This window comes from Delftia sp. WY8 (assembly GCF_018437695.1).
Classification (GTDB): Bacteria; Pseudomonadota; Gammaproteobacteria; order Burkholderiales; family Burkholderiaceae_C; genus Comamonas; species Comamonas tsuruhatensis.
The window spans coordinates 5,524,780-5,538,631 of sequence record NZ_CP049795.1 but is presented as its reverse complement, the minus strand read 5'-3'; the positions used below and the strand labels follow the sequence as shown (position 1 = coordinate 5,538,631).

At 66.0% G+C, this 13,852-nt stretch carries 10 protein-coding genes and 1 riboswitch; of the genes, 6 read left to right on the top strand and 4 right to left on the bottom strand.

Features of this window, described 5'->3' with window-relative positions; all coding sequences use genetic code 11:
• Positions 1–11: 11 nt before the first annotated feature.
• Positions 12–3,824: a DUF748 domain-containing protein gene (locus tag G4D77_RS25410; RefSeq protein ID WP_154833839.1), complete on the bottom strand. Its 3,813-nt coding sequence runs from the start codon at positions 3,822–3,824 to the stop codon at positions 12–14.
• Positions 3,825–4,591: 767 nt separating this feature from the next.
• Here G4D77_RS25410 and G4D77_RS25405 point away from each other — a divergent pair.
• From G4D77_RS25405 to nrdR, 3 genes are all read left to right on the top strand, one after another.
• Positions 4,592–5,512 (top strand): lytic transglycosylase domain-containing protein, encoded by a 921-nt coding sequence (locus tag G4D77_RS25405; protein WP_016447496.1) that lies wholly within the window; start codon positions 4,592–4,594, stop codon positions 5,510–5,512.
• Between the two features lie 136 nt (positions 5,513–5,648).
• Positions 5,649–5,824, top strand: a riboswitch (ZMP/ZTP riboswitch).
• A gap of 34 nt (positions 5,825–5,858) precedes the next feature.
• A complete protein-coding gene (gene glyA, locus G4D77_RS25400) occupies positions 5,859–7,106 on the top strand; it encodes a serine hydroxymethyltransferase (RefSeq protein ID WP_016447497.1) in 1,248 nt (415 codons plus the stop codon).
• 22 nt (positions 7,107–7,128) lie between these two features.
• Entirely contained in the window at positions 7,129–7,584 is a 456-nt protein-coding gene (gene nrdR / locus G4D77_RS25395) for a transcriptional regulator NrdR (protein WP_012206755.1), read from the top strand.
• Between the two features lie 66 nt (positions 7,585–7,650).
• Here nrdR and aroC read toward each other — a convergent pair whose 3' ends face one another.
• Complete coding sequence (gene aroC / locus G4D77_RS25390; RefSeq protein WP_016447498.1) at positions 7,651–8,748, bottom strand: chorismate synthase; 1,098 nt, start codon at positions 8,746–8,748, stop codon at positions 7,651–7,653.
• A 319-nt stretch (positions 8,749–9,067) separates the two neighbouring features.
• Here aroC and G4D77_RS25385 point away from each other — a divergent pair, with 319 nt between their 5' ends.
• Positions 9,068–9,445 (top strand): helix-turn-helix domain-containing protein, encoded by a 378-nt coding sequence (locus G4D77_RS25385; protein ID WP_017406116.1) that lies wholly within the window; start codon positions 9,068–9,070, stop codon positions 9,443–9,445.
• A 101-nt stretch (positions 9,446–9,546) separates the two neighbouring features.
• Here the strand turns inward: G4D77_RS25385 and G4D77_RS25380 are convergent, their stop codons facing one another.
• A complete protein-coding gene (locus G4D77_RS25380) occupies positions 9,547–9,999 on the bottom strand; it encodes a CBS domain-containing protein (protein WP_012206758.1) in 453 nt (150 codons plus the stop codon).
• A 106-nt stretch (positions 10,000–10,105) separates the two neighbouring features.
• Between G4D77_RS25380 and G4D77_RS25375 the strand changes: the two genes are divergently transcribed.
• Both G4D77_RS25375 and G4D77_RS25370 read left to right on the top strand, forming a co-directional pair.
• Positions 10,106–11,404 carry an O-acetylhomoserine aminocarboxypropyltransferase gene (locus G4D77_RS25375; RefSeq protein WP_154833838.1) on the top strand — a complete coding sequence of 433 codons (1,299 nt, stop codon included), beginning with the start codon at positions 10,106–10,108 and terminating at the stop codon, positions 11,402–11,404.
• A gap of 22 nt (positions 11,405–11,426) precedes the next feature.
• A complete protein-coding gene (locus G4D77_RS25370; protein ID WP_034367322.1) occupies positions 11,427–12,236 on the top strand; it encodes an alpha/beta fold hydrolase in 810 nt (269 codons plus the stop codon).
• Between the two features lie 60 nt (positions 12,237–12,296).
• Here the strand turns inward: G4D77_RS25370 and G4D77_RS25365 are convergent, their stop codons facing one another.
• Positions 12,297–13,772 (bottom strand): acetamidase/formamidase family protein, encoded by a 1,476-nt coding sequence (locus tag G4D77_RS25365; RefSeq protein ID WP_034367320.1) that lies wholly within the window; start codon positions 13,770–13,772, stop codon positions 12,297–12,299.
• Positions 13,773–13,852 lie beyond the last annotated feature (80 nt).

Genomic DNA, 13,852 nt, shown 5'->3' with positions numbered 1-13,852 from the left:
CCAAAACCGGGCTACTGTGCGGACAGGCTGAGCTGGGCGCGCGGGCTCCATTCCTGGTCGTCGGAATCCAGTTTCGGAGCCCCGAGAAACAAGCGCTCGAGCGGCAACTGCTGCTGCGCCAGATAGTCGCGAACGGCCACGCCGCGCGCCAGCGCCAGCTCGCGCATGGCATCGTCGGGCACGGTGATCTGCTCCAGCAGCAGGCTGCGCATCTGGTCGGTGGGCAAGTCCTTGGCCATGCCGATGACATTGCGCGGCTTGGCAAAGTCGGCACGGCTGTAAAGCGCCTTGGTCAAAGCCGGCACTTCGGCAGCAGGCAACTCGGTCACCGATTCTGCCGATTTGCCCTCGCGCAGCACCTGGCGGCGTTTCTGGGCCAGCAACAGGCGGTCGAGTTCGGCCTGCTTCCAGGCTTCCTTGTCCTGGGCCTCGCGCGCCTCGCCGATCACGGTGAGCCTGAGGGCCGGGCGCTCCTTGAGGGAGGCGACCACCTTGTCCAGGCTTTCGCGGGCCTTGGCATCGATCTGGGATCGGCCCGGCGCAAAGGCCACCACGCCCGACTCGCCGCTGCCGCCAAATGCGCCCGACAGCAGCGAGAACGGCGAGGTGACGGCCTTCATGATCAGGTTGCCGATGATCTTGAAGATGACTGGCGCCAACCTGAATTGCGGGTCGTTGAGCGAGCCGCTGACCGGCAGGTCCAGGTCGATGACGCCGTTGCGGTCGGCCAGCAATGCCACGGCCAGGCGCACGGGCAGCGAGGCCGGCGCACCTTCGACGGCTTCGCCGAAGGTGAGCTGGTGCAGCACCAGCTTGTTGCGCGCCGTGAGCTGGCCATCGGGCTCGATCTTGTAGCTGACATCCATGCTGAGCTTGCCGCGCTCGATGCCATGGCCCGCGTACTTGATGGAGTACGGCGACAGCGGCGGCAGCTCCAGATCGCGCATCTGGGCGCGTATGTCCAGGGCCAGCGGCTTGGCCAGCGGATTGACCTGGCCGGTGATCTCCAGCGAAGCCGTGCCCTGGGCGCGGCCGCGCAGCTCCACATCCGCCAGTTGCGGCCCCTGCTCCCCGGCCGGCTGTTCGGACGAGAAGGCGCTCAGGCGGCCGGCCAGCTCGCTGAGGTCAGCCGAGTAGTTGGGCTGGATGAAGTAGTCGGAGAACTGCACCTTGCCGCCCGTCAGCACGATGGGGCCGATCTTGATGACCGGTGCAGGCCCGGAAGCGGCCTTCGGCGGGACGGGCTCGGCAGGAGCCGCCGCGCCATCCGCAGCCGGCGCGGTGTTTTGCTCCAGGGACTGCTGAGACTGGGCCGACTTGACGATGTCCTGCAGATTGATGCGGCCATTGCGCTGCACGATCACGCGTGCAAAGAAGTCGCTGAGCGCCGTCTCGCGCACGCTCAGGCGCAGTGGCTGGGCGGGCTGCATCTGCAGGTCCAGGCCACGCACGGCCAAGGTTTTCCAGGCGACGAGTTCATCGCGCAGGCCCAGGCCCAAGGCAGCCGATCGAGCCTTGGCCCGGTCGGCCGTGGATTCGCTGAGCACGGCTGCCACGGCGCCTGCGGCCGTGCTGGGTACGCCCTGCACCGCAGCCTCACCCCCGGCTTGCACGGGCGAGGCCAGCGCGGAGCGCATGCGCAGATCCACCAGTTCGACATCGCCCTGCACCATCAGCTCGGGGCCGGCAGGCTGGCTGGCAAAGCGCAGCTGACCCAGGAAATTGCCATCGGCGCGCACCAGCTCCACATTGAGCATGTCGGCAAAGTAGGGCTCCAGCGCGTGCAGCGGCAGGCTGCGCGCCTGCAGCCTGCCCTGAAGCGACAGTGGCGCCAGTCCCAGATCGCCGCGCAGGCTCAGCGATCCTGCCTGGACACGCCGGCCCGAGCCGACCTGGGCGGACAGCTCCAGCGGCGTGGGGGCGGACTTGGCCGCCAGCGGCTCGATGGCGCCCAAGCGCAGGCGCAGTGAACTCAGATCCAGGGACACGGTGCGCGCCGAATCGGCGTTGCGCACGGGCGCTTCGTCACGCAGCGCAACGGCGCCACCGTCCACTTCCACGGCCTGCAGCCTCAGACCCCAGGGCCTGGGCTTGTCCTTGGCGGGGTCCGGCGTCGCAGGAGCCGAGGATGCGGGTGGCAGCCATTGCTCATACATCCACCGGCCCTGGGCGTCGCGCGACACGCCCAGCTGCGGCTTTTGCAGCGCCAGGCGCCCCACGGAAACCTGCTGGCTGGCCAGATTGACCTGTACCTGCTCCAGCTGCAGGCGCGCGATGTCGACCGGCGCGGCCTTGTCCTTGAGGCTCAACTGCTCCACGCCCAGTTCGGCCACCTGCACCACCATGGCGGAGCCGCTCCAGCCCAGGCCGGCGTCGGTGCTCAGCAGGCCGGTCAGCTCCGGCTTGAGATGGGCAGACAGATACGGCGCCGCCAGTTGCAGAGGCAACTGGCGCGCGGAGACGGCCAGTTGCCCCTGCCTGTCGGTCATGGCGCCGCTCAGCCTCAGTTCGGCGGGTTTTGCACCCTCTCCTGCCGCTGCAGACTGCACCTGCATGCCGGCATCAAATTGCAAAGGCTGCTCCAGCGGCCAGCGGACATCGCGCACTTCCAATGACAGCTGGCGCGCCTGCAGCGCCGCACCCGACTGGCCTGCGCCGGGCGACGCATCGCGCCAATGCACCGTGGCATCGGAAATGGCCAGCCTGTCCAGGCTCACCCTCCAGGGCTGGGGCGCATCGGAGGCAGGCTTTTCCACTGCCGGCCTGGAATCGGAGGCAGAGCGACTGCCCATCGCCATCCAGTTGATGCGGCCTTGCGCATCACGGGCCGCGAAAATCTCTGGAGCGCTCCACTGCACGGACTCCAGCTCCACCACCGACTGCAGGGGCTGCACGTTCTTGAGCACGGCCGCCAGGCGCTCGAAACGCAGCAGGGGCGCCTCATCGCGGTCAAGCAACTCGGCACCGGACAGGCTGACCTCGCCGGTGATCCGCACCACGGCCTGCTCGGCCTGCTCAAAGGAGATGTGCAGATTGGTATCCAGCACGCCGGAGCGCGGCTTGACGGGGGCATTGGCGGGCACATAACCCAGGTAAGGCGTCAGGTCCACGCCCTGCCAGCTCAGATCGACGGCCGTCTGGCGCTGGTCGGTGAAAGGCGTGCTCTGGGCACTGGATTCAAAGCGGCTGCCGTTGAGTGCGAAGGACAGGTGCGGCAGCACCTTGATCTCGCGCTTGGACTCCAGATTGCTGATGAACGGCAGCTTCAGCTGCAGCTGATCCAGCATGTGCTCACGCTGCTGGACATCGTCCTGCAATTGCACGCGGCCGTCGCGCAGCGCAATGTTGTACAGCGCAAAGCCCAAGGGCTTGGCCGGCGGCGTATCGCTGGGCTCGGCCAGCCGGGCCAGCACATCATCCACATCGAAGTGCCCCAGGCTCTGCTGCGTGAGGCGCAGCACCGGCGCATCGACCTCGATGGCATCCAGGACAGGCGCCAGCCTGAAGAGGGACTGGATACTGGCATTCACATAGATGCGGTCGACCTGCAGCTGTGGCGACGACGGCGCGGGTTCTGCCTGCCCTGCGCCCGCCGTCTGGCTTTTGGCAATGCGCAGATCACGCAGGGTCAGCTCCAGCGACCAGGGCCGGAACTCCACTGCCCCCACATGGACCTGGCGACCCAGCTTGGCCGATGCCTGCTTTTCCAGCTGGCTTTTGGCGACAACGGGCACCAGCGCCCACAGCAGCAGCCACAGCAAAAGAAACGCTGCAAAGGCGATGGCCAGCCTGCGCAGCCAGCGGTGCTTGAAGAGAAATTGCATGGGGCTCTAATAACTAGTACGGCGCCATCCTGGACAGAGGACGCAGCGGTGGCTGCATTGCATCAGAAATTGGGCTGGCAGCAAGACCTCAACCCGCATCACCGCACATTTCTTGACGTTGCAGTCACCCTGGAACGACAAAGCCCGGAAGCCTTGAACCGGCTTCCGGGCTTTACGGCAGGCACAAGTCCTGGCCGTTTTCCGCAGTCAAGGAGAGGATGGTCCTTGCTGCTCGGAAGCAAGAGATTGCTTCCAGGAAGGCCGCGGAAGAAGACTTGAACGACTGTGCCCGAACCATCGAACACCACTTTTACCCGTCTTCCACCTTGGCGAGACGACTGCAGGAGCAGTCGCCTCCAATATAGAAGGACGCAGGCCAGGCCTGCCAGTGCTTTTGCATTTCATTGCAATTTCATGAAGCCCTGTACAACCGCCGCAAGCGCCCCACATCGGTAGCACGCAACCTGCTCTCAAACACTCAGAAACTGTGTTTGCATCCATGGTTTGTTATTATTCATCGATCTAACAAACGCACTTCATAGTGTTGACCGTGTATTTGGTGAACTCCTAGAATCCGCCAGCGCTCGAATAGAGCGTTTTTTGTTTCTGCTGCCTCACGACTGAGCAGATCCCGCAGGCCTACAACGCAACGGTGCACCAAGCGCCAGCCTCCCGGATCCGCAGCACCCAATCCAGGGTGTCAGCCTCACCGGCCTTCGCTTCGGCGAAGGCCGTTTCGGGTTGGTGCCCCTAGAAAGGAAAAAGCTATGCCAGCGTCAGGAAAATTTTTCGCCGCCGCGCGAACGTTCGCCATCGATGTGGCCAACGGTTTTCTTGCCATCATCCACAACAGCTTCGCCCTTCTGGGCTTGGCTGTGGCCTTCCTGGCCATTACCTTGTTCGCCCGTCCCGACCTGCGCGATGCCGGAGAGAGCCAGCTGCGCTCCTGGCTGACCGCTCGCCAGATGGCCGAGCTGGGTGCGCCCGTCGAACTCGCGGCCAGCGACCGCGCGACGGCGACCAACCCGAAGAACCTGCCCAAGGATCAGGCGGCCGTGGCCTTCTGGCTCAGCAAGAAGTACCGCGTGGCGCCCGAGCCCATCGCGGCACTGGTCAGCGAGGCCTACGACCTGGGCAAGGTCAACCGCCTGGACCCGACGCTGATCCTGGCCATCATGGCCATCGAGTCCAGCTTCAATCCGTTCGCGCAAAGCGCAGTCGGCGCGCAGGGCCTGATGCAGGTGATGACCACGGTGCATACCGACAAGTACGAGAACTTCGGCGGCCAGAACGCCGCGTTCGACCCCGTCAGCAATCTGCGCGTGGGCGTGCGCGTGCTCAAGGAGTGCATTGAGCGCGCCGGCTCCATCGAAGGTGGCCTGCGCTACTACGTGGGCGCGGCCAACCTGCCCACCGACGGCGGCTATGCCGCCAAGGTGCTGGCCGAGCACCAGCGCCTGCGCATGGCCGCCGGCCTGCGTGCCGTGCCGCTGATGACCGCCAAGATCGAGCAGCCCAAGCAGGCCGTCCAGATCGCAGCCACCAAGCCGGCCACATCCACGGCCGAGGCAGCCGGACCTGCGGCCTCGGCAGCGTCCGCTGGCACCCCGGCAGTGCCGGTCAGCTCGAGCAGCATGTCCGCGCGCACCGAACAGGTGGCCCTGCAGACACAGGAGCCGGCGCTGTAACCGGAACCACCGACATGGCGCACGAAGCTGGCTAAGGCCAGCTTTTTTCATTCCTGCCTGTACCCGCTGATCTGCCAGGCAGGCGGCTTTGCCAACGCCCCTCGCCTGTCTTCGGCTCCATCAGCTCAGCTACACTAGCGGGGTACGCAACTGGCGATAGGCGCAGCCGCTTCACGCACCGCTGCCGCTGACGTGGAAACCAGCAGAAGGCCTGAAAAGAACCACCTTCTGTGAACCACCGGGGAGCGTACCGCCCAGCCTCCATGCGCACGCGGGATCTGGAGTGTTCCGCCGTTCGCCTGGGCAGCCCTTGGCCTCAAGGGAATTTCAAGTTCACAGGACTGCCATGTTTCAACGCACCAATACCGTCGAGAAGGTCGACGCCGAAGTCTTTGCCGCCATCCAGGCCGAGAACCTGCGTCAACAAGAACATATCGAGCTGATCGCCAGCGAGAACTACTGCTCGCCCGCCGTGATGGAAGCCCAGGGCTCCCAGCTCACCAACAAGTACGCAGAAGGCTATCCAGGCAAGCGCTACTACGGCGGCTGCGAGAACGTCGATGTGGTCGAGCAGCTTGCCATCGACCGCGTCAAGAAGCTGTTCGGCGCCGAGGCCGCCAACGTTCAGCCCAACTCCGGCTCCCAGGCCAACCAGGCCGTGCTCATGGCCTTTGCCAAGCCCGGCGACACCATCATGGGCATGAGCCTGGCCGAAGGCGGCCACCTGACGCACGGCATGCCGCTGAACATGTCGGGCAAGTGGTTCAACGTGGTCTCCTACGGCCTGAACGCCGAAGAAGCCATCGACTACGACAAGATGGAAGCGCTGGCGCGCGAGCACAAGCCCCGCATCATCGTGGCCGGCGCATCGGCCTACGCCCTGGCCATCGACTTCGAGCGCTTCGCCAAGATCGCAAAGGAAGTCGGCGCCATCTTCTGGGTGGACATGGCCCACTACGCCGGCCTGATCGCCGCGGGCGTGTACCCCAACCCCGTGCCTCACGCCGACGTGGTCACCACCACCACGCACAAGAGCCTGCGCGGCCCGCGCGGCGGCGTGATCCTGATGAAGGCCGAGCATGAGAAGGCCATCAACAGCGCCATCTTCCCCGGCCTGCAAGGCGGCCCGCTGATGCACGTCATCGCCGGCAAGGCCGTGGCCTTCAAGGAAGCACTGTCTCCCGAGTTCAAGGCCTACCAGGAGCAGGTCGTGAAGAATGCCAAGGTCGTCGCCGAAACGCTGACGGCCCGCGGCCTGCGCATCGTCTCCGGCCGCACGGAAAGCCACGTCATGCTGGTGGACCTGCGCGCCAAGGGCATCACCGGCAAGGCGGCAGAAGCCGCACTGGGTGCCGCCCACATGACGATCAACAAGAACTCCATCCCCAACGACCCCGAAAAGCCGATGGTCACCAGCGGCATCCGCGTGGGCACGCCCGCCATGACCACGCGCGGCTTCAAGGAAGAGGAAGCCCGCCTGACGGCCAACCTGCTGGCCGACGTGCTGGAGAACCCCAGCGACGAAGCCAACCTGGCCCGCGTGCGCGCCCAGGTGGCCGAGCTGACGGCCCGCTTCCCGGTCTACGGCGCCTGATTTGAGCGCATAGAGGCCTGCCATGAAGTGCCCGTTCTGCAGCCACCCGGACACCCAGGTCGTGGAGACCCGTGAGGCCGAGGATGGGGGCTTCATCCGCCGCCGCCGCCAATGCGGCGGCTGCGACAAGCGCTTCACCACCTATGAGCGGCCCGAGGTCAGCTTCCCCGCCATCGTCAAGAAGGACGGGCGGCGCATCGAGTACGAGCGCGCCAAGCTGCTGGGTTCGTTCAAGATTGCGCTGCGCAAGCGTCCCGTGAGCACGGAGCAGATCGATGCCGCCATCGAGCGCATCGAGGAACGGCTGCGCAACCTGGGCGAGCGCGAAGTGCTCTCCAGCCGCCTGGGCGAGATGGTGATGCGCGAGCTCAAGCTGCTCGACAAGGTCGGCTACATCCGCTACGCCAGCGTCTACCGCAGCTTCGAGGACGTGGACGACTTCAAGAACGTCATGGATGAAGTCCGCAATCCCGGCTGATCAGGCCGGCAGGACACAAGAAAGCCGCCCTTGGGCGGCTTTCTTTTTGGCGTCCTGGCAGCGCTTTCAGGGCGCCGCGGCAGGAATCGGCGCCAGGCCTGAATCGACGTCGCCGCACTGGGCGCGGTGGCGCAGGGCGTGGTCCATCACCACCAGGGCCAGCAACGCTTCGGCGATGGGCGCGGCGCGGATGCCCACGCAGGGGTCATGGCGACCCTTGGTGATGACTTCGGTGCTCTGGCCCTGGGTGTCGATGGACTCGCGCGGCGTGATGATGGAGCTGGTGGGCTTGATGGCGATGCGCACCTCCAGATCCTGGCCCGTGCTGATGCCGCCCACGATACCACCGGCGTTGTTGCTGCGAAAGCCTTCGGGGCTCAGCGAGTCGCCGTGCGTGGTGCCGCGCTGGACCACGCTGTCGAAGCCCGCGCCGATCTCCACGGCCTTGACGGCGTTCAGGCCCATCATGGCGTAGGCGACGTCGGCATCGAGGCGGTCATACAGCGGCTGGCCCAGGCCCACCGGCATGCCACTGGCCTGCACGCGCAGCGCGGCGCCGCAGGAGTCGCCCGACTTGCGCAGCGCATCCATGTATTCCTCGTAGCGGGACACATCGGCCACCGGCGCAAAGAAGGGATTGTTGCGCACATGCTCCCAGCTCTCGAAGGGCAGCGACAGCTCGCCCACCTGGGTCATGCAGGCGCGGAACTCGGTGCCGAATTTTTCCTTGAGCCACTTCTTGGCCACGGCGCCGGCCGCCACCGTAGGCGCCGTCAGCCGTGCGGAGGAGCGGCCGCCGCCGCGCGGATCACGGATGCCGTACTTCTGGAAGTAGGCGTAGTCGGCATGGCCGGGACGAAAGCTTTGCGCAATGTTGGAGTAGTCCTTGCTGCGCTGGTCGGTATTGCGGATCAGCAAAGCGATCGGCGTGCCCGTGGTACGGCCTTCGTAGACACCCGAGAGGATTTCCACCGCGTCCGGCTCGTTGCGCTGCGTCACGAACTTGCTGGTGCCGGGGCGGCGGCGGTCCAGGTCGTGCTGGATGTCCGCCTCGCTCAGTGCCATGCCAGGCGGGCAACCGTCGATGACGCAGCCGATGGCCGGGCCATGCGATTCGCCGAAGTTGGTGACAGTGAATAGGGTTCCGAAGGTGTTGCCGCTCATAGGCCGATGATTATGCCCGGGTCGCCCCCAGGCGCCGCTCCCGCTGCAGCGGTGCATTGCGCAGGCTGCCATCTCCTGCAAAGAAACAATAAAACTATCAAATTACAAATATTGATAGCTAGAATTGCAGAACATTGTTCTTCAACCGCCTGCGGACCATCCCTCAGGCACCAGCCGCAACTTGCGGGAGATTCGTGAAATGCAGACCTCTTCCGGCTCAACGCAACGCCAGGATCGCAGCGATCCTGCGAGCAGCACTCCACCGCCCTCACCCATCCTTCAACAGGATGCCGGTGACCAGAATCTTCACCCCACCCTGATGACCATGCTGCTGGTCTCAGCCAGGCCCGATGATTTCAGAACCCGCAACCGGCTTGCCCAGGCCAAGCAGTACATGCGGGCCCGGCTGGATGACCCCGAGCTCAAGCCCCTGCAGGTGGCCCAGGGCCTGGGCATGTCGCTGCGCAGCCTGGCGCGCCTGTTCGCCACCGAGGGACTGACTCCCAGCCGCTGGCTCTGGAACGAGCGCCTGGCCCAGGCCCACCTGCTGCTGCAGGCCGACAATGCGCGGCGCGTGACCGATGTGGCGATGGCCTGCGGCTTCACCAGCTTCTCGCACTTCAGCCGCGTCTTCAGGCAGACCTATGCCGTGCCGCCCAGCGCCTTGCTCAAGCCCCGGCGCAGCAGCGTGCATTGAACGGGCTTGCGCCCGGCCGTAAAAAAACCAAGGCCTGCGCCGCGTTCTGCGGTCGCAGGCCTTGCTGCATGGGCAGGGGCGGTCTTGCCGCGACCGGATGATCAGTCCGCGCCCTGGCGCTCGCCTTCGGGCCAGTCGCGGATATAGGCCTTGAGCATGCGGTTCTCGAAGTTCTGGCTGTCCACCACGGCCTTGGCCACGTCGTACAGGCTGATCACGCCCATCAGCATGCGCTTGTCCATCACCGGCATGTAGCGCGCATGGCGGTCCAGCATCATGCGGCGCACCTCGTCCATGTCGGTTTCCATGGTGCAGGTCATGGGAGCGTCGTCCATGGCCGAGCGCACCAGCGTCTCGCCCACGCCGCCGTGTTTGACGAAGCCCTGGATCACTTCGCGGAAGGTCAGCATGCCGACCACGTCGCCGTGCTCCATGACCACGAGGGAGCCTATATCGCGCTCGGACATCACCTGCACCGCGCTGGCCAGGCTTTCGTCCGGCGACACCGTGTAGAGGGTGTTGCCCTTGACGCGCAGGATGTCACTTACTTTCATGCCGTATCTCCAAGATTGTCTGTGTCGCCGTGGTTGCGGCAAGCCCATGTCTGCCGGGAAATATAGCCCACAATGCCCGCTTGCCTTGACAACCATGGAGACAGGAATGCCCGGCTACTCGGATCCCGGCTTTGACACTCTGGCGCTGCACGCGGGCGCACAGCCCGACCCCGCCACCGGTGCGCGCGCGACGCCCATCCACCTCACGACCTCGTTCGTCTTCGAGTCCAGCGACCATGCGGCCTCTTTGTTCAATCTGGAGCGCCCCGGCCACGTCTACAGCCGCATCTCCAATCCCACGAACGCCGTACTGGAGCAGCGCGTCTCGGCCCTGGAAGGGGGCGTGGGCGCCGTCGCCGTGGCCAGCGGCCAGGCGGCGCTGCACCTGTCGGTGGCCACGCTCATGGGCGCGGGCAGCCACATCGTGGCCAGCACGGCGCTGTACGGCGGCTCGCAGAACCTGCTGCACTACACGCTGGCGCGCTTCGGCATAGAGACCACCTTCGTCAAGCCCGGCGACATCGACGGCTGGCGCGCCGCCGTGCGGCCCAATACCAAGCTGTTCTTCGGCGAGACCGTGGGCAACCCGGGCCTGGACGTGCTCGACATTCCCACCATCAGCGCCATCGCGCATGAGGCCGGCGTGCCGCTGCTGGTGGACTCCACGCTGACCTCGCCCTGGCTGATGAAGCCTCTGGAGCATGGCGCGGACATCGTCTACCACTCGGCCACCAAGTTCCTGTCGGGCCACGGCACCGTGGTCGGGGGCATCGTGGTGGATGGCGGCAGCTTCGACTGGGAAAAGTCGGGACGCTTCCCGGAGCTGACCGAGCCCTACGACGGCTTCCACAACATGGTGTTCAGCGAGGAAAGCAGCACTGGCGCCTTCCTTCTGCGCGCACGCCGCGAAGGCCTGCGCGACTTCGGCGCCTGCATGAGCCCGCACACGGCCTGGCTGATCCTGCAGGGCATAGAGACGCTGCCGCTGCGCATGGAGCGCCATATCCGCAACACCGAGAAGGTGGTGCAATTCCTGGCCAGCCATCCGCTGGTGGGCCGCGTGGGCCACCCGCTGCTCGATACCCATCCCTCGCACCAGCTCGCCAAGAAGCTGCTGCCGCGCGGCGCAGGCTCGGTGTTCAGCTTCGACATCAAGGGCAACCGCAACCAGGGCCGCAAGTTCATCGAGACGCTCAAGGTCTTCAGCCACCTGGCCAACGTGGGCGACTGCCGCAGCCTGGTCATCCACCCTGCCAGCACCACGCACTTCCGCATGAGCGACGAGGCGCTGGCCCAGGCCGGCATCGGCCAGGGCACGATACGCCTGTCCATCGGGCTGGAAGACGCAGACGACCTGATCGACGACCTCAAGCGCGCCCTCAAGGCGGCCGAGAAGGCCGCGTGAATCGGCAAGGGAGACACCAACAATGAAGATCGATGTTCACGGCCACGCCATCTACGCCTATACCGGCGGCAAGGCCTTCAATCCCGCACAGCCGACGGCCATCCTCATCCACGGCGTGCTGTGCGACCACAGCGTCTGGGCACTGCAAAGCCGTTACCTGGCCAACCACGGCTGGAACGTGCTGGCCATAGACCTGCCGGGCCACTGCCGCAGCGCAGGCGATGCGCCGGCCAGCGTGGAGGCGGCGGCGGATTTCATCGGCCAGCTCATGGATGCGGCAGGCATCGAGAAGGCTGCGCTGGTAGGCCACAGCTGGGGCAGCCTGATCGCCATGGAAGCGGCCGCGCGGCTGGGCGCGCGCGTCAGCCACCTGGTGCTGGTGGGCACGGCCTACCCGATGAAGGTCTCGCCCGCCCTGCTGGACTCCGCACTGAGCGCGCCAGAGCAGGCCATCCGCATGGTCAATGTGTTCTCGCGCGCCACGCTGGCGCCACCCAGCGGCGCAGGCAGCTGGGTGTTCGGCGCCGGCATGGCGCTGGGCCGGCGCGTGCTGGCCAGCAATGACCGCACCAACCTGCTGCACGCCGGCTTCAAGGCCTGCGACAGCTATGCGGGCGGCGAGGCGGCCATGGCGGCGCTGCAATGTCCGGTCCTGTTCGCCCTGGGCGAGCAGGACCAGATGACGCCGCCCAAGGCCGCCAAGGGCCTGATCGAGGCGGCCCGGGCCGCGCAGCGCCAGGTCAGCATCGTGCACCTGCCCAGCGGCCACAACCAGATGACCGAGGCGCCCGACCAGACGCTGTTCGCCATCCGGGATTTCCTGGCGCGCTGAGACCGGCCGGGTCCTGCCCGCAGGGCAGGCAGGCACGCACTCACGCACTCACGCACTCACTCACGCGCCGCGCGCGGGGAAGATGCTCTTTTTCACGAGCGCGTGCACGCCCCAGTTGCCATCCACCACCTGGGTGATGCCGAAGTCCACGGCAATCGACATCAGCGAGATGGCCTCGTCCTCTCCCAGCCCCTGGGTGGTCATGAGGAAGTGGCGCATCTTGTGATAGGCGTCGCGCAGAGCCAGGTCCACGGAAGACTTCTTGAAGATCTGGTTTTGCGCATCCGGCCCCAGCTCCGCCAGGTAGTTGGCGTAGCTGAAGCCGTGCAGCAGCCATTCGTCCTGGGTTTCGAGCAGCGGATAGGCCAGCTCGGCCAGCGGCGTTCCAGGCAGGTCCGCCTTCTTGTGCAGGATCAACTGGAAGGTGCCGGTCAGCGAGCACTCGATGGCCGTGCCGCACAGCTCGGAGTCCCCCTGCGAGGCATGCGGATCGCCCACGGTGAAGTTGGCCCCTGGCACGGCCACGGGGAAATACATGGTCGCCCCCTTGCCGATGCGCCAGTTGTCGATGTTGCCGCCCGTGTGGTTGGGCGGAATGGAGCTGGCCATCTCCACCTCGGCCGGCGCCACGCCGATGGTGCCGAAATGCGGGCGCACGGGAACGCGGATATTGCGCAGCACGTTTTCGTTCTTGCTGATCGTGCGGTGGTCCACGGGCACGCCCGGATAGTCGATGGTCGGGTGGACCACGCCGAAGGGGTCGGTCTGCGGCGTCCAGCGGTAGTTGTAGACGGCGCGGGCCCAGTTGCGCTCGCCGGTCGCATCCACCTCGTAGATGGTGACCACCTCGCGCTTTCGGGGCTCGGTGAGCGTGTCGCCATAGTGAAAGCCCCAGTTCGCCGCCGCATTGCTGCCGAAGGTCCGGCCCTTGAACTGCGGGTTGCCCGAGGGGCGCGGCACCACATCAATGATGCGTACTTCCAGCACATCGCCGGGCTGGGCGCCCTTGATGCGTACCGGCCCCGTGCAGATGTGCACGCCCTGGCCTCCACCTGCGCCGTTCTTGGCATCCATGGGACCGGCGCCCCGGCGATCGACGTTCTTGCGCTGGCTGTCCCAGTGGAACACGCTCTCGGCGCCAGGGTCGCCCCGGACCATGCGTTCGGCATCGTCATTGGCATGGTGGGTCAGCGTCTCCATGGTCACGTAGTCGCCCGATTCGACTTCGACCACCGGCTTGGCCGATCTGCTGAAGTAACCCCAGAGCACGGTGCTGGCAGAGGCGGGAATGTAGTAGTGGCTGGCCATGCCCTGGCCGGCCCGGGCGCCAGGCGCACCCTGGGCAAAGGCCCGGGACGGTGCCATCGCACCGCTGATGGCGCCGGCCGAGACCGCGCCGCCACCGACCACCATGGCGTCGCGCAGGAAGGAACGGCGTGCAACCTGGAATTCCTCGCGGATCAGCGTCTCATCGGCTGGCGAAGCACCGTGCTGGCAGCCCGGGCCGCAGATATGTTCTTGGTGGGGGATGGTCATCGAAAATACTCCTGCTGTTGTGGATCGGTGCCGGCAGCGCCAGTGTCCAGGCGAGCATGTCCAGGCCGGTTGTTCCTGCG